The organism is Litorimonas sp. RW-G-Af-16 (assembly GCF_048319245.1).
Taxonomy (GTDB): Bacteria; Pseudomonadota; Alphaproteobacteria; order Caulobacterales; family Maricaulaceae; genus Litorimonas.
This window is the reverse complement of sequence record NZ_CP166993.1, coordinates 2,290,431-2,306,452: the sequence shown is the minus strand read 5'-3', so window position 1 is coordinate 2,306,452 and position 16,022 is coordinate 2,290,431. Positions and strand designations below refer to the sequence as shown.

18 protein-coding genes are annotated in these 16,022 nt (G+C 52.3%); 16 read left to right on the top strand and 2 right to left on the bottom strand.

The genetic code is table 11. The features are described 5' to 3' along the window. Positions 1-2: 2 nt before the first annotated feature. A complete protein-coding gene (locus AB8615_RS11275; protein ID WP_418152392.1) occupies positions 3-917 on the bottom strand; it encodes a M48 family metalloprotease in 915 nt (304 codons plus the stop codon). 169 nt (positions 918-1,086) lie between these two features. On the opposite strand from AB8615_RS11275, the gene AB8615_RS11270 reads away from it, so the two are divergent. The 4 genes from AB8615_RS11270 to AB8615_RS11255 are packed head-to-tail and all read left to right on the top strand — an operon-like array spanning position 1,087 to position 3,137. Further along, complete coding sequence (locus AB8615_RS11270) at positions 1,087-1,662, top strand: NifU family protein (RefSeq protein WP_409432679.1); 576 nt, start codon at positions 1,087-1,089, stop codon at positions 1,660-1,662. Positions 1,663-1,665: 3 nt separating this feature from the next. After that, entirely contained in the window at positions 1,666-2,268 is a 603-nt protein-coding gene (gene tsaB, locus AB8615_RS11265) for a tRNA (adenosine(37)-N6)-threonylcarbamoyltransferase complex dimerization subunit type 1 TsaB (RefSeq protein WP_409432678.1), read from the top strand. Beyond that, entirely contained in the window at positions 2,265-2,705 is a 441-nt protein-coding gene (locus AB8615_RS11260; protein ID WP_418152391.1) for a GNAT family N-acetyltransferase, read from the top strand. The genes tsaB and AB8615_RS11260 overlap by 4 nt, the downstream gene beginning before the upstream one ends. A gap of 24 nt (positions 2,706-2,729) precedes the next feature. Next, positions 2,730-3,137: a Fur family transcriptional regulator gene (locus AB8615_RS11255; protein WP_409432676.1), complete on the top strand. Its 408-nt coding sequence runs from the start codon at positions 2,730-2,732 to the stop codon at positions 3,135-3,137. Here AB8615_RS11255 and AB8615_RS11250 read toward each other — a convergent pair whose 3' ends face one another. Beyond that, positions 3,138-3,734, bottom strand: coding sequence for a hypothetical protein (locus AB8615_RS11250; RefSeq protein ID WP_409432675.1), 597 nt, complete (start codon positions 3,732-3,734; stop codon positions 3,138-3,140). It abuts the gene before it with no gap. 311 nt (positions 3,735-4,045) lie between these two features. Between AB8615_RS11250 and miaB the strand changes: the two genes are divergently transcribed. The 12 genes from miaB to AB8615_RS11190 all read left to right on the top strand — a co-directional run bounded on the left by miaB (position 4,046) and on the right by AB8615_RS11190 (position 16,005). Next, complete coding sequence (miaB, locus tag AB8615_RS11245) at positions 4,046-5,332, top strand: tRNA (N6-isopentenyl adenosine(37)-C2)-methylthiotransferase MiaB (protein ID WP_409434099.1); 1,287 nt, start codon at positions 4,046-4,048, stop codon at positions 5,330-5,332. 42 nt (positions 5,333-5,374) lie between these two features. Then, the gene (locus tag AB8615_RS11240; protein WP_409432674.1) at positions 5,375-6,325 is read left to right on the top strand and encodes a PhoH family protein; all 951 of its coding nucleotides are present in this window, start codon (positions 5,375-5,377) and stop codon (positions 6,323-6,325) included. Positions 6,326-6,331: 6 nt separating this feature from the next. Beyond that, a complete protein-coding gene (ybeY, locus tag AB8615_RS11235) occupies positions 6,332-6,781 on the top strand; it encodes an rRNA maturation RNase YbeY (RefSeq protein WP_409432673.1) in 450 nt (149 codons plus the stop codon). 6 nt (positions 6,782-6,787) lie between these two features. Beyond that, on the top strand, positions 6,788-7,702 hold the full coding sequence (locus AB8615_RS11230; RefSeq protein WP_409432672.1) for a hemolysin family protein: 915 nt from the start codon (positions 6,788-6,790) through the stop codon (positions 7,700-7,702). 3 nt (positions 7,703-7,705) lie between these two features. Continuing rightward, complete coding sequence (gene lnt / locus AB8615_RS11225; protein ID WP_418152390.1) at positions 7,706-9,334, top strand: apolipoprotein N-acyltransferase; 1,629 nt, start codon at positions 7,706-7,708, stop codon at positions 9,332-9,334. 57 nt (positions 9,335-9,391) lie between these two features. Next, positions 9,392-9,817, top strand: coding sequence for a helix-turn-helix domain-containing protein (locus AB8615_RS11220; protein ID WP_409432670.1), 426 nt, complete (start codon positions 9,392-9,394; stop codon positions 9,815-9,817). A 56-nt stretch (positions 9,818-9,873) separates the two neighbouring features. Continuing rightward, the gene (gene trmB, locus AB8615_RS11215) at positions 9,874-10,557 is read left to right on the top strand and encodes a tRNA (guanosine(46)-N7)-methyltransferase TrmB (RefSeq protein WP_409432669.1); all 684 of its coding nucleotides are present in this window, start codon (positions 9,874-9,876) and stop codon (positions 10,555-10,557) included. A 73-nt stretch (positions 10,558-10,630) separates the two neighbouring features. Beyond that, a complete protein-coding gene (locus AB8615_RS11210) occupies positions 10,631-12,025 on the top strand; it encodes a mechanosensitive ion channel domain-containing protein (RefSeq protein ID WP_409432668.1) in 1,395 nt (464 codons plus the stop codon). A gap of 179 nt (positions 12,026-12,204) precedes the next feature. After that, the gene (gene rimP, locus AB8615_RS11205; RefSeq protein ID WP_409432667.1) at positions 12,205-12,756 is read left to right on the top strand and encodes a ribosome maturation factor RimP; all 552 of its coding nucleotides are present in this window, start codon (positions 12,205-12,207) and stop codon (positions 12,754-12,756) included. A gap of 23 nt (positions 12,757-12,779) precedes the next feature. Next, a complete protein-coding gene (gene nusA, locus AB8615_RS11200) occupies positions 12,780-14,426 on the top strand; it encodes a transcription termination factor NusA (RefSeq protein WP_409432666.1) in 1,647 nt (548 codons plus the stop codon). Positions 14,427-14,429: 3 nt separating this feature from the next. After that, positions 14,430-15,227 carry an RNA-binding protein gene (locus AB8615_RS11195; protein ID WP_409432665.1) on the top strand — a complete coding sequence of 266 codons (798 nt, stop codon included), beginning with the start codon at positions 14,430-14,432 and terminating at the stop codon, positions 15,225-15,227. A 151-nt stretch (positions 15,228-15,378) separates the two neighbouring features. After that, positions 15,379-16,005 carry a hypothetical protein gene (locus AB8615_RS11190; RefSeq protein WP_418152389.1) on the top strand — a complete coding sequence of 209 codons (627 nt, stop codon included), beginning with the start codon at positions 15,379-15,381 and terminating at the stop codon, positions 16,003-16,005. Positions 16,006-16,022 lie beyond the last annotated feature (17 nt).

The following is a 16,022-nucleotide window of genomic DNA, read 5'->3' as shown; positions in this document are numbered from 1 at the left end:
CGTCATTTCTTTCCGCTCGGCAAAACAGTATCCGCATCGGTTTTAAAATTTGGAACCAGTATTTCCCCCGCTGCCTGCTTGGCTTCTATTTCTGCGCGCGCTGCCGCCAAGCGCAAGTAACGGTCGGGGAAGGTCGGGTGGGTCTTGGCGCGATTGACTGATTTCGGATTTATCTTGGCCAGACGCCGCCAGAAATCTTCGACGTTGTCAGGGGAGTAACCCGCCCGGACTTGATAATAAAGCCCGACATAATCAGCTTCGGACTCAAAGGGGCGAGTGTAGCGGGTTGCCATACCTGACAAGATGAAATTGCCGATAATTTTGCGAATGTGCCCCATCGTATTATGGGCTAACTCATGGCCGATGATGAGCGCTAATTCGTCTGGGCTTTCAACGAAATTCATCATACCCGTTGTGATCGTGATCGCTCGACCATTGGCATAGGCGTTGATCGCTGCGCTAGACGATAGTTTAAGGTCGTAATCGCAGACACGGTTCGCCGTCACAGTTTTGGTTATGATAAAGTCTTCCCGCCTCACGCGGATAGGCGTGGCTTGCCCCGCCTTTAGCATGTCTTGGAACACATCAGAATCTGGGGCGAGGGGCGCGTTGTCTGCGGCGAGCAATTCGTCGCCAATTTCTAGGCCTGCCTGATCGGCGGGGCCGCCTTCAACAATTTGAAATATTCTCTCACGTGGTCCCGCGCCCAATATTCGCAAGCTCGCCACACGCAGCCGCTTGTCATAATCTTCTTGCGAATGTGTCGCCGCCCCAATGCCCAACCTTGTCTTGGGGCATAACGCTGCATTGTCCCGCAGCACGGGATATCCGATGTTGAGCAAGGTTTTAGAGCGCTCATTCAGCTCCGTCATAGCGATGTCTTCTTGCGCCAGCTTTTCGAGGCTGAGGGCAGGCATACTAATGTCTGGTAGGCGCGTTGCCACGCTGGCACAACTGATCAGCAAGCTTGCCGCGAGCATTGCACTGAGGATATGTCGTTTTCGCCACATATATATAACATGGCGGGCGCGCGGCATTTGGTCAATTCCTCTTGAACATTTGAACGACAGTCGCCACATAGCTTCTATGTTTATACAGACCGAAGATACGCCCAACCCGGCGACCCTGAAATTCCTACCTGGCCGCGATGTGGCAGGGGCTGGCAATCCTGTCATGGAGTTTACGCGAGGCGAAGACGTTAGCCGTGCGCCATTGGCCGAGATGTTATTTATGATTCCCGACGTCGCGCGGGTGTTTTTTGGAGCAGATTATCTGTCCGTGACCCGCGGCGAAGACGCGCAGTGGAAGCACCTAAAGCCCGCCGTGCTAGGCGCGATTATGGATTTTTATGTCGCGGGGGGTGTGCCGCTCTTGGACCAGCTTCAAGCAGGTGATGTAGACGAAAAAGTCTATGAAGGCGTCACCTTAGAAATCGTTGAGCAAATTAAAGAACTGATCGAACTTCGTGTTCGCCCTGCCGTGGCGCAAGACGGCGGCGATATTGTGTTTAAGCATTTCGACGATCAGGACGGGATTGTCTATCTGGAAATGCGCGGGGCGTGTGCGGGCTGTCCGTCTTCTACGATGACGCTAAAGTCAGGCATTGAAAACCTGCTCAAGCATTATGTTCCCGAAGTAAATTCGGTCGAACAAGCGGTCTAAGCCATGTTGACTTTGGGGCTGGATAGCACGAGCGCCTATTGCTCGGTCAGTCTTGTTGATGATGCGCGGGTGCTGGGGCATATATCCGAAAAAATAAACCGTGGCCATGCCGAACGCCTCGCGCCGATGGTAGACGAGGTGTTGACTGAGGCCAGCGTTGACGCGTCTGCTATTGAGCGGATCGCCGTTTGCACAGGGCCGGGGAGTTTCACTGGATTGCGAGTCGCCCTCGCCTACGCCAAGGGATTTGCCTTGCCACGGAGCTTGCCTGTAATTGGAATAGATGCACTGGCCGTGACGGCGCAATCTATACGATTTTCGAAAAATGATCACCTTGTGGGGGTAATGCGAGACATTCGACGCGGCCAAGTCTTCTACGCCACTTACAGTCACGGCGAAGCCATAGAGCCGCCCCGCGCCATGACATTGGAAGAGGCTGAAACTGACGCGGAAACGCTGCAGGCTGCGATCTACGAATCGACTCATATCGACACGCGTATCCTTGCTTGGCTCGCAATGGACGCTGACCCCGCTGATTACCCCGCAGTGCCGCTATATTCACGCGCGCCAGATGCGAAACTGCCTGGTGGTAAAAGCCCAAAATGAGAGCGCTCTCTGCTGTTGATGCACACGCCATGGCGGATATTCACGCCCGGAGTTTTGAACGCGGCTGGTCCGCGCTCGACATGGCCACTCACACGCAAAACGATCTCTGCCTTGGTATAAGCGACCCGCAGACAGATCAGCTAAGCAGCTTCATCATTTGCCGATCATCTTACGATCAAGCGGAAATTCTCACGATTGCGACACATCCCGATCATCGCGAACAGGGGCTGGCGAAAGCTTTGGTGGATGCCGCGTGCAAAGCGTTGTTGGCAGACGGTGTGACAGCGCTCTTCCTCGAAGTGGCGGAAGACAATGCTGCCGCTATTGCACTTTATCGCCAAGCGGGATTTATCGGGATTGGACGTCGTCCCGCCTATTATCGCCGCGCGGCAGGCCGTATGGCCGCACTGACATTATCTAAAAAGCTGGACGCCTAGCGTTGTGCGCGTTATCAGTTATCTATGCCAAACTGGATTGAACGAAAATGTACCGAACGTAACCTGCGTATGACGGATCAGCGGCGCGTCATTGCGCAAGTGCTGTCAGATGCGGATGACCATCCCGATGCAGAGGAGCTATATTCTCGCGCGATCCAAGTAGATCCGAAAATCTCCCTCGCGACAGTCTACCGCACTGTGCGCTTATTCACAGAGGCGGGCATTATCGAAACCCACGACTTTCGCGATGGCCGCGCACGATACGAGACCGCCGACGCCGACCACCACGACCACCTCATTGACGTGACGTCAGGCGACGTTATCGAATTCGTCAATGACGAGATCGAAGCCCTCCAACATAAAATCGCCAAAGAACTCGGCTATGAGTTGGTAGATCACCGGTTGGAGCTGTATGGGAAGAAGATAAAGTAGCTAGTCCTCGATGATCTTGACGCGAAACTTTGCGTCATAGCTTTTTTTGAAAACTTTACATTTTTCGTCTAATTTAAACGCGCCAACAGAAACTTCCGTGTCATAAGCCCGTTTGATTTTGTGTAAGCAAAGCCCTTCTGAGGGCGCATCTATATCGAGCTCAAAATAATCGAGCCATTGCTGGCGCGAGAAGAGATAGGCCGTACAATAATCAGTCTTTTTTTCAACTTTACTACTTTTTGATTTAGGTCCAAATGTGGTCATAGATGTCGTAACTCCAGTGCGAGCTGCAGGCTTTCGAGTTACGATAATGGATGACTGATTCATCGGAAAAGTAGCTGCGCAGCTTGTGTTTTCGTTGACATCCAAATCAACATAACCTGATGTTATGCCTTGATATGTCTTCCAGACTTTAAACCGTGTTGCTGTTTGCTTGTTGAACGTGCCGATTACAAAATTTGTTCCAACAGGTGATGCAAGAAAGACAGCATCTACTTCTTCAGAAAAGTCGGATATGTTTTTGTCATAAAAACACATACAGGCCTGTGCGGGTAATGCGAACAAGAAAAATAATACAAATGAAACTAGCCCTCTCATAAAGCTATATAATTACATTTATTCAAATATTGCAAACTTGCGCCGCTCCCAACTCCCCGCTATAGCCCGCGCACGAAACCAATGAGAGTTACCACATGACCGTCCTGTTACCGCGCGATAAAAACGCGTCCCGTAACGTTGACGCTCCAAAAGCTGGCACAACAGCTGCGGACGGCAATGTTACCTCACAACCTCTAAGCCATACTCAAGCGCGAGATATTGATGCGCCTGTCATTGCGAAAGCCGCAGACGGCGCAACCCTGGATGTTACGCCGACCAAAAAGGTTTTCATCAAGACTTATGGTTGTCAGATGAATGTCTATGACAGCGAGCGTATGGCGGATGTGCTGTCGCCCATCGGATACGCGCCTGTCGATAAGCCTGATGATGCCGACCTCGTCATTCTCAATACTTGCCATATTCGCGAGAAGGCTGCGGACAAAGTCTATTCCGAGCTGGGCCGTATTCGGCAGCACAAAGAGCACAATAAGCCCGATATGAAAGTCGCCGTTGCAGGCTGCGTCGCGCAAGCAGAGGGGGCTGAGATTATGCGCCGCGCCCCCGTCGTTGATATGGTGCTGGGGCCGCAGACCTACCATAAGTTGCCTGAAATGATTGCCAAAGTGCATCGCCAAACAGGTGATGTGCTGGAAGTGGATTTTGATACTTTAGAAAAATTCGACCAACTTCCAGAAGCCCGTAAGCCCAAGGGGTTTAGTTCGTTCCTGACGATCCAAGAGGGGTGCGATAAATTCTGCACCTTCTGTGTCGTTCCCTATACACGTGGTGCGGAGGTTTCCCGCCCTGTTTCGCAAATCGTGGCAGAAGCACGCTCGCTGGCGAGCCAAGGCGTGCGGGAAATCACTTTGATCGGGCAGAACGTCAATGCTTACTCCGCCGAAGGGCCAGATGGTCGCGACTGGAGCTTAGGCGAATTGATCCAACATGTGGCGCTCATCGGCGGTATTGATCGTATTCGGTTCACCACGTCCCACCCACGCGATATGGACGATGAATTAATTCGAGTTATCGGCGCAGAGCCAAAGCTTATGCCGTATCTTCATCTCCCGATCCAAGCAGGCAGTGATAAGATTTTACGCGCGATGAACCGTGATCACACCTACGAACATTATAAGCAATTAATTGCTAAAATACGCGCGGCACGGCCAGACATTGCGCTGTCAGGTGATTTCATCGTGGGCTTCCCAGGGGAAACCGATGCCGATTTTGAGCAGACAATGGCCTGCGTTGAGGAGATCGGCTACGGCTCCAGCTTCTCGTTTAAATATTCGACTCGCCCTGGCACACCCGGCGCATCTATGCCGCGACAGGTCCCTGAGGCTATAAAATCAGAGCGGCTCAAACGCCTCCAAGATTTGCTCTACACGCAACAGCATGATTTCAACAAATCCTTAATCGGGCGGACATTATCAGTCTTGGTCGAAGGCACAGGCCGCGAAGATGGCCAACTCTTCGGTCGCTCGCCCTACCTCCAAGGCACTCACTTTGACGGCCCCGCAGAACTGGTCGGCCAAATCGTGAATGTGGTGATCACAGATGCAGGACGGAACTCTTTGGTGGGGCATTTGGCGCCATGATCATGGCTAGTAATCTGCCGCAACATTCCCTATCTGGAACTCATGTCTAAACAAACTGAAATATTTGAATTTAACGACGCTGATTTGGTGCGCAAATTATGCGGGCCTAACCATGCGCATTTGGCGCTGATCGAGGAGGCCTTTGGGGTCTATATCGAGGCACCTGGGGCGGCGGTTCATATCAATGGCGATGGGCCGAGTAGGTCTCGTGCGGGTGAGTTGGTCAAGGAAATCTACCAACGGCTAGAGCGCGGTTGGCCGTGCGGGCCCTCTGACATTCGCGCGTTGATCCGTGCTATGGGTACAGGGAAAGTCAAAGCGGCCAAGGTCGATGCGATTATTCCCTTCCCGCGCCGCAGCCCGATTGTACCAAAGACGCCGCGCCAAGAAAAATTTATTCACGCCATGCGCGACGATACGATCTGTTTCGGGGTAGGCCCAGCGGGAACGGGTAAGACTTTTCTGGCCACTGCTTACGGCGCGTCATTGCTAGCGCGTGGGGAAGTCGCAAAGTTCATCGCCTGCCGCCCTGCGGTGGAAGCGGGTGAGCGATTGGGTTTCTTGCCGGGGGACATGAACGAAAAAGTTGATCCCTATATGCAGCCGATTTGGGATGCGCTTCATGCGGTTTTGGGTCGCGATGAAGTGGACCGTCGCCGCGCGGCTGGCGATATCGAAGTTGCGCCACTGGCTTTCATGCGGGGACGGACATTATCAGACGCCTTCGTCGTGATTGACGAAGCGCAGAACGCGACAATTCCACAAATGAAGATGGTGCTGACCCGTCTAGGCGAACGGGCGAAATACGCTGTGACGGGCGACCCAAGCCAATCTGATTTGCCGCATGGCCAAATCTCTGGCCTCGCCCACGCCTTGACAATCTTGCAAGACATCAAAGGCATCAGTCAAATCGAATTTCTGGCCTCTGACGTCGTACGTCACCCGCTCGTAGGCAAAATTGTTAACGCTTACGACAAGGATGCGAAGACCTAAAAACGCATGGCCCAGACGCCCCCTGACATTGACGTATTGTTCCAAGCTGGTGACTGGCCGGAGCTAGACGTGGCGGCTGCGATTGACGCGGCTCAAGCTGTTCTAACGGATGCGCGAACGGGCGAATTGTCAGTTGTGTTTTCAGACGACGCCCATGTGCAAGTCCTCAACCGCGATTACCGCCACAAAGACACGCCGACCAATGTTTTGTCATTTCCGCAAGACGGCCCGCTGCTGGGCGATATTATCCTGGCATTTGAAACGGTAGCCCGCGAGGCGGAGGCGGCGGATAAAACATTTGCCGCACATACCAGTCATTTACTCATTCACGGCTATTTGCATTTGCAGGGCTATGACCATGAAGACAAAGATGAGGCCGACATTATGGAAGCTTTGGAAATTCGCGCACTGCAGCGCTTGGGCATTGACAATCCATATGAAAATCAGGACGCTTGAACGACTATGAGCAATGACGAACCATCGCCGAGTTTACTCGGGAAATTATTCCGTCGCGGAGAGACGGCGGATGCAAATGCCGAAGCTGTTCCGACCAAGGGTGAGGAAAATGCGGCGGCTCAAAAATTGATGATGCACGCGGCGGAACGATTTCACCTTTTGCGCGTCGAAGACGTTATGGTGCCACGCGCAGATATTGTCGCCGTTGAAACCAGCGCAACCCTAACCGAGTTGTCAGCGGCGTTGAAGGAGGCGGGCCATTCGCGCGTCCCTGTTTATCGCGAATCTTTGGATGAACCGATAGGCATGGTGCATATCAAAGATGTGCTGCCCTACTTAATGCTGGACGCCAAAGGGCGCAGCGGGAAAACGTATCCCAACAAAAAAGTCATTCAATATATTCGCCGTCCGGTCCTATTTGTGCCGCCGTCTATGCTCGCCCAAGACCTCTTGCGGCGGATGCAGGCGCGGCGGACACATATGGCGATTGTAGTCGATGAATATGGCGGCACAGATGGCCTTGTGACGATTGAAGACCTGATCGAACCGATCGTGGGCGATATTGACGATGAGCATGACGAGATTGAACCAGAAGTGCAAATCGTGACTGGCAAGGGTGGGCGTTCCGTTTGGGAGGCTGATGCGCGGATTACGATTGACCGCTTTGAGGCGACACTCGGCCGAGATTTCGCAACCGATGACGAAGAAGACGAGGTCGATACTCTGGGCGGGCTGGTCTTTCGGATTGCGGGGCGCGTCCCCGAACGCGGCGAGATTGTGCTGCATCCCGGCGGTTTAGAATTTGAAGTGATTGATGCTGATCCCCGTCGCGTGAAGCGTTTGCGGATCAATGATGTTAGTCGTAATGACGACAAAACTCCAGCATTTGACGAAAGCCAGGATACGATTGTCGATGGCTAACCCATGACACCCGCCAAGATGACGAGCGAGACATTCGCTGCGCCACTCTGGCTACGCTACGAAGGTTGGATGGGTCGTGGGATTGGTTTTTTATGCGGCGCACTGGCTGTCTTTGCGTTTGCCCCTCTGCATCTTTGGCCGTTGGGCCTGATCAGCTTTGCCCTCTTATTTCTAAGACTTGTGCTTGTCGGGCAGACCAACCCACAATTTAAAGCGGGCCTCAGCACCGCATTTTGGCAGGGGCTTGGGTTTTTCGGCGCAGGTATATTTTGGGTTGGGTCTGCCTTTATTGCGCGGGGGCCAGAATTTATTCCAATCATGCCGCCCGCCGTCTTGGCGCTCGCGGCATTGCTGGCCGTATTTTGGGGCTTAGCGGGTGGGGTTTTTATACGCTGGCGGCTTACTGGCTTATCCGCAGTGATCGCATTTTCAGCCGCGATGATGCTGGCAGAATTGGCAAGAGGTCATGCGTTTGGAGGCTTTCCTTGGAACTTGCCGGGCTATATTTTTGAGGCAGGTTCACGCCCATCGCAATTCGCCAGTCTTGGCAATATTTACGGGCTAAGTTGGGTAGTGTTGTTCCTCAGCGGGTCTGTGGCTTTATTGTTCACTGCCAAAACACGACTGGTAGGGGCAGCGTTGTCCGGACTAATATTGGCAGGATTATACGGGTTCGGGCATGTCCGTTTGTCGGACGCAAAGACTGAGACCGTGCCAAATGTTAATATTCGCCTCGTGAGCGTTCCATTCTCGCAAGCTGACAAGTTTAATGCCGAAAAATCCAATGCTATAGTTAATCAATTCCTAACCGCCTCCATCGCACCTGGCGCGGAGGATGTGACGCATGTCATCTGGCCAGAGGGTGCGGTCAATGGACTGGCTATGGATAATGCGCCGCTATTAAATGCGATGGGGCGCGATTTGCTATCCGTGGATAATTCGCCGCCCGTTTGGATTATGAATTCTTTGCGGTCTGAAATCATGCCACATCCACGCGGCGGAGAACCTATCACGAATTATTATAATAGTTCAGTTGCGGTGGAGTTTGATGCAGGTGGTTATCCCGCGATTGTCGCTGTGAATGACAAGCACCGATTAGTGCCATTTGGTGAATTTTTCCCGGGCGGCAAATGGTTGGAATCCTATAACTTCCCCGTATTTTCGACAGCGCTCGCGTCGATTTCAGCTGCCCCCGAAAAAACTCTTATTGATATTCCTGGACTGCCGAGAGTGAGCGCGCAAATTTGTTATGAGGCCGACTTCCCAGGGCTGACGCCCAGAGATGCTGTGCGTCCGGCGCAATTAATTATTAATCAAACAAATGACGCGTGGTACGGAAAAACTTGGGGCCCAGCGCAGCACGCTAATATTGCGCGTTACCGCGCGATAGAAGAGGGGCTGCCCATAGTGCGTTCAGCGTCCAACGGTCTCTCCGCAATGATTGACCCATACGGACAAATTGTGACGCAGATAAATATGGATGACGCGTTTCATATTGATACAGTTCTACCTAAAAGTTTGGATGCAAAAATGGCAACATCACTTGTCACTTTTATCATTGCCTTGATCAATTCATTAATAAGTTGCATACACCTTTTCACCAGACGCAGGTTGGGACTGCGTCGCACTTAATATTTTGTTCGTTCCAGGTGGGGGCACCACAGCACCGAACATAAAGGGATGAAATCTATGACAGCAGTTAAGGGGCCTCGGTCGCCCAATCCAGTCGATATTCATGTTGGCACGCGGGTTCGCCTCCGCCGTCAAGTGATGAAAATGAGCCAAGAAAAACTCGGAGATCAACTCGGAGTTACATTTCAACAGGTTCAAAAATATGAGCGTGGCTCGAACCGTATCGGCGCGAGCCGTCTATGGAAAATCTCCGACGTCCTGAATGTGCCGATCGGGTTTTTCTTTGATGGGCTGTCTGACGGAATTGATCACGCAGAGTTTGGTGAAGACGATCAAATGCCAATCGTCTACGATTTTATTAATTCGTCGGACGGTGTGGCCTTGGCCAAAGCGGTCAGTCAAATCAAGAATAAAGCTGTGCGTCGTCAAATTCTGGAGCTTGCACGTTCGCTCGCTAAAGATGCTGAGAAAGACGACAGCTAGGCTGACCTGGCTTTTTTGCTTTTCACATAGTTCCGCGCGCTCTATGAGCGGGCGCTATGTTTAATCGAGATACTCAGAAATTCCGAACTTTTGGACGCGCCAAGGGCAAAGCTCTGACGGCTGGGCAACAGGCATTGATGGATGATGTCTTTCCAAAATTTGATGTCGGTCCCGATATTAAGGCAGGCCGAAATCCGTTTGCGGGCCTTGAAGGGCCGCTTTGGCTGGAAATTGGTTTTGGCGCGGCGGAGCATTTGATCTGGCAGGCGCAACATAATCCCGATGTTTCTCTGCTGGGCGTTGAGCCGTTCCTCAATGGTATTGCGAAGGCGACCAAGGGGATCAATGATCATGCAATGACGAATTTACGCCTGCATCGCGGGGATGCACGAGACGTGTTGTCGCTTATCCCTGACGGTGCGCTGGATCGAGTCTTCGTCCTCTTTCCTGATCCTTGGCACAAAACGCGCCATCACAAACGACGTTTGCTGCGAACTGAATTTATACAAGAACTCCACCGCGTGATTAAGCCAGGTGGAGAGTTGCGCTTCGGCAGTGACATTTTGCACTATGTCGATTGGGCGATGACGCGGTTTTATCGGCATGGCGGATTTAGTTGGTCGCCAACGCAAGTGTCTGATTGGCGCATGCGAGGCGAGGACTGGCCCGAAACGCGTTATCTAAAAAAAGCGCTACGCGAGGGCCGCACGGGCCACTTCTTCACATTTCAACGCGTGTAATTATTTGCTAGACGAATGGCACTAACGGGTTCCTCAAGAGTTATTATCGTGAGGTTCTAGAAAGGAGCTTATCTTGCGTTTTATTTATCTGTGTTGTGTCGGTCTTATCTGGGCGATCTATTCTGCCTCGGCATTGGCGCAAGTCCCTAATACACCGCCTGTCGAAGATCCCGAACCCGTCATTGCGTTGAGCCCCCAAGACACTACGGATCAAAAAATCCAAGACCGTATCTCTACTATCTTCGAAAAAATTGAAGCGATTGACGGCGTAGTGGTTGCTGTCGATGCGGGCGTGGTTACGCTCTCCGGCGAAGTCGCCAATGATGCGGCAGCTCAGGATGCCCGCGATATTGCGATCCGAACGGCGGGCGTTGTGACGATTGAAGATAATATAAACCGTACTCTGGATGTGCGAGGAAATGTGACGCCATTCATCGAAAGCGTAAACGTCAACAGCAAAAAATTCGTTAGAGCACTGCCGCTAATCTTGTTGTCCTTCATTGTATTTTTGTCATTCGTTCTGCTGGGTGGCTGGCTCGCACGGCGAAAAAGTCTGTGGCAAAAGATTGCGCCCAATCCTTTTTTGGCCGAAATATTTTCACAAATCATACGTCTGGCATTCTGGGTGCTTGGCGCGATCATTGCGCTAAACCTTGTGGGTGCATCGGGCTTTGTTGCTACCATTTTAGGCGGGGCTGGCGTTGTTGGTATCGCAATCGGTTTCGCTGTGCGCGACTCTCTTGAAAATTATATTTCGTCAATCATGCTTAGCTTGCGTCAGCCATTTCGGGCCAAAGACCATGTCGTTATCAATGATAAAGAGGGCATTGTCGTCAGGCTAACCTCTCGTGCGACGATCTTGATGACTGTGGACGGCAATCATTTGCGTATTCCGAACTCGACTGTTTTTAAGGGTATCATACTTAACTACACGACTAACCCTGAAAGACGGTTTGAATTTGAATTGGGTGTCGATGCGGATGATGATCCCATTTCGGCGATACAAGTTGGTATGGACGCGCTGCGGACCCACGAATTTGTTCTAAATGATCCCGAGCCGTTTGCGATTATCAAAACAGTGGGGGATTCTAATATCGTTCTCGATTTCTATGGCTGGGTAGATCAGACGCATACTGATTTCGCCAAAGCTCGCAGCCAGGCTATTCATACCGTGAAGTCTGCTTTGGAGGCAGGCGGATTTACATTGCCGGAGCCAATCTATCGCTTGCGTTTGCAAAATGCGTTTGACGGAACGCTCAAGACAATCACGGACCAGTCAAGTGCTAAGCCTGACAAAACCAATAAAACTGTGACCAAAGCGAAGTCCAGAACCAAGAAAGAGACTACGGAATTTACGCCGCCTGTTATGGATGTGTCCAAAGATCGTCATCTGGAAGACAAAGTGAATGAGGAGCGATTGGCGGGACAAGACGCCGACCTCCTCGACGGCAGTAAGCCAATAGAATAGCATACTTTTGATGACGTGAATTCTACCCTTGCCAAACTCTCATTTCCTGCCTATATGCACAGCAAGACATAAGCCTCTGGCGCAGGATGCCAGCAGGGTGACCCCAAAAGGGTCGCCTTTTTTATTGCCTGCAAAAGCGCGCGAAGACGAATTGACTGACAAACCGACTAAGGATTTGAATGAAAACGAAGACACATATTGACGAGCGAATTCTCGCCCTCGCCGAACCTGTGGCTGAAGACCTTGGCCTGCATATTGTGCGTGTACGCGTGATGGCGGGTAAGCGCCAGACCGTGCAGATTATGGCCGAGCGTAAATCTGACGGCCTCATGGGCATTGAGAATTGCGAAGACCTTTCGCGCGAATTGTCCGCGCTGATGGAAGTCGAAGACCCGATCATCGATGCCTATGTCCTCGAAGTCAGCTCGCCTGGCCTTGACCGCCCGCTCACCGATATGGCCGCGTTTGAGGCCTATGAGGGTCATCTGGCTAAGCTCGAACTTGATCGTTTGGTCGAAGGCCGCAAGCGATTTCGCGGCGTCCTTGCGGGCGTTGACGGCGATAACATTGATATTGATTTGGACGGCGATGATGACACAACAACGTCCATTCCGTTCGCTTGGGTCGCCGAAGCTAAGCTGGTCATCACAGACGCCTTGATCGAAGCGGGCCAAAAAGCCAAAGAGGCCGCTAAGGCCGCACAGAACAACACGAATACCGAAGAAGAATAAGCCGAATAATTAGGGAGACACTCATGTCCACTGCCGGAATTAGCGCCAACAAACTCGAATTGCTACAAATCGCCAAAGCGGTTGCTGACGAGAAATCTATTGATCGCACCATTGTTTTGGAAGCGATTGAAGAAGCCATCCAGAAGGCCGCGCGTATGCGTTATGGTGCCGAGTTGGATATTCGCGCCAAGCTTGATCCTGTCACGGGCGAACAATCCCTGCGCCGTGTTATTACGGTCGTCGAAGATGATGCTGTTGAGAATGACACAACAGAGGTTGGTATCTCCACCGCACGCATGGACAACAAATTGGCGGAAGTCGGGGATCAAATTTCAACAGTTCTGCCGCCGCTGGAGTTTGGTCGTGTGCAAGCGCAAATGTCCAAGCAGATCATCATGGGCAAAATCCGTGATGCCGAGCGCGCCCGTCAATACGCTGAATATAAAGACCGCGTTGGTGAGATTATCAATGGTATCGTCAAGCGCGTCGAATATGGTCACATTATCGTCGACCTCGGTCGTGCTGAAGGCGTGATCCGCCGTGATCAAGCACTTCCGCGTGAGAACGTCAAATCAGGCGACCGTATCCGTGCCTATATCATGGACGTGCGCGAAGAGCCGCGCGGCAGCCAAATCTTCCTCTCCCGCGCCCATCCGCAATTCATGGCGCAACTCTTCGCACAAGAAGTGCCGGAAGTTTATGAGGGCGTTATCCAAATCGTCGCCGTTGCGCGTGATCCGGGTTCTCGTGCCAAAATCGCGGTTTATTCCAATGACGGATCTATCGATCCTGTCGGCGCTTGTGTCGGTATGCGCGGTTCGCGCGTGCAGGCTGTGGTCAACGAATTGCAGGGCGAACGCATCGACATTATTCCTTACACAGAAGATATGGGTACATTCATCGTCAACGCACTTCAGCCTGCTGAAGTGGCGAAAGTTGTGATTGATGAAGCGAATGAGCGTATCGAAGTCGTTGTCCCTGATGAGCAACTATCGCTCGCCATTGGTCGCCGCGGTCAAAACGTACGCCTCGCGAGCCAGCTGTCTGGTTGGGCCCTCGACATTTTGACCGAAGAGCAGGAATCAGAGCGTCGCCAGAAAGAATTCCAAGTCCGCTCTGAGTTGTTCATGACAGGCCTCGACGTGGACGAAATGGTCGCGCAGCTTCTGGTCTCAGAAGGCTTCGAGACGATGGAAGAAGTCGCCTATGTCGCGCTTGATGACCTAACAGACATCGAAGGCTTTGATGACGAAACAGCCGAAGAGCTGCAAGTGCGTGCGCGTGAATATCTCGAAAAGATCGCCGCCGAGCAAGATGCTGCGCGGAAAGAAGCCGGCGTTGAAGATGACGTGTTAGAGATTGAAGGCGTTACTCTGCCAATGGCTGTTATCTTTGGTCAGAACGAAATCAAAACTGTCGAAGATGTTGCGGGCCTCGTGCCGGACGATCTGAACGGCTACACCGAATATAAAAACGGTGAGCGCACACACGAAGCCGGCATTATCGAAGACATGGGTCTGACGAATGAGGAAGCGACCATGTTGATCATGCAAGCACGTGTCAAAGCGGGCTGGATTGACGCGTCTGCGTTGGAGCCAGAGGTCGACGAAGACGCCGAGGCCGAAGAGGCTGGCGAAGTTGAAATCACAAAGGACAACCTCTTTGAATAGAGGGTGATTGCAGGCCCGATTATCGAGACTCCGTCAGATAACACACCCGAAGTCGACGAAAACTTCGTCGATAAGCGCGGGCATAAATCCCGTGAGCGGCGCTGCGTTGCGTCTGGTGAGGTTCGCGATCCTGCGGACATGATCCGCTTCGCCCGTTCGCCCGATAATGTGGTTGTGCCTGACATTATGGGCAAACTGCCAGGGCGTGGTGTTTGGGTGACGTCTGACCGTGCTTCCCTGGAAACTGCGATTAAGACCAATGGTTTTGCACGCGGATTTAAGGGCAAAGTTATTGTGCCAGAAGACTTGATTGACCAGGTCCACGCAGGCCTGCGGCGTCAAGTCTTAGGCCACATCGCCATGACAAAGAAGTCAGGCAAGCTCATTATGGGGTTTGATCAAGTCTTAGGGGCCGCGCGTAGCACTGCCCTTGGCTGGCGAATTGAGGCGTCAGACGGCTCCCCTGATGGGCGTGGTAAAATTCGGACTTTATCCAAAGCCGTCGCTCGTGAATTAGAGCAGCCTTTGCCATCTGTTTTAGGCTGTTTTGATACGGCGGAACTGGGTCAGATCATTGGACGTGACACGATTACACATGCGGCGCTGGCCCAAGGAAAATTATCCAAGCGGTTGAAAATTCTTGCTGCACGCCTATCTGGATTTGAGAGCCTCATCCCACTGGACTGGCCCGATCTTGAACACGAACTTCGCGGATTGCCGCGGGAGAGGTCGGAAGACGAGAACGACGCCACCACATTTGATGAGTTGCAGGACGATAATCCTGCAAATAATACGAGCTAATAAATAACAGATCGTCCCGTATTGTATGTTGATAAACACGCACGGGACGTTAGGTTACGCGCCAAAGCGCAAAGATAGAAACGCACATATACGGACCCCGGCGTTATGACCCAAAGGCCGAAATATTTGCCAAATCTTTGAAAGAAAGATTATGAACGATACACCTGATAAAAAACCGGCACGACGCCCTCTCTCCCTGAACAAGGGAACAGGCGCACCTCGCCGCTCCGGCTCCCGCACAACGGCGGTTGTCGTCGAGAAGAAAAAGAAACGATTGATCATGCCGGGCCAAGCGCCCAGCAAAGCCGCGCCGAAATCTGACGCGGCGCCAAAAGGCATGGAAATTAAAAAAGCGCCAAAAGTTGATGAAGCGGCGGAAGCAGCTCGCAAATTAGGCCTATCCAAAGCGGAATATGAAAAGCGCCAAGCCGCTCTTTCCAAAGCGCAAGCTCAGCAAGAAGACCGCGATGCGCTTCGCCGCGCCGAAGAAGCTGAACGCCGTGCGCGCATGGAAGAAGAAAAAGCCGCCCTTGATGCCAAGCGCCGCGAAGAGGAAGAAGCTGAACTGCGCCGCTTAGAGGCCGAAGAAGAAGCCCGCCAGAAAGCGGAAGCTGAACAAGAAGCTGCTCGCCGTCCTGTGGGCGCGCCAACTGCACCGACCAAACCTGTGGAAGAGCAATCCGCGCTTGAGAAAGCTGGTGGTCGGATCAAGAAAAACGAGCAGCGCCACCGCCTGCACGTTCAAAAGGTGAAACGAAACGCCGCCGCGGCAAGCTGACAATCGTCTCCGCTCTG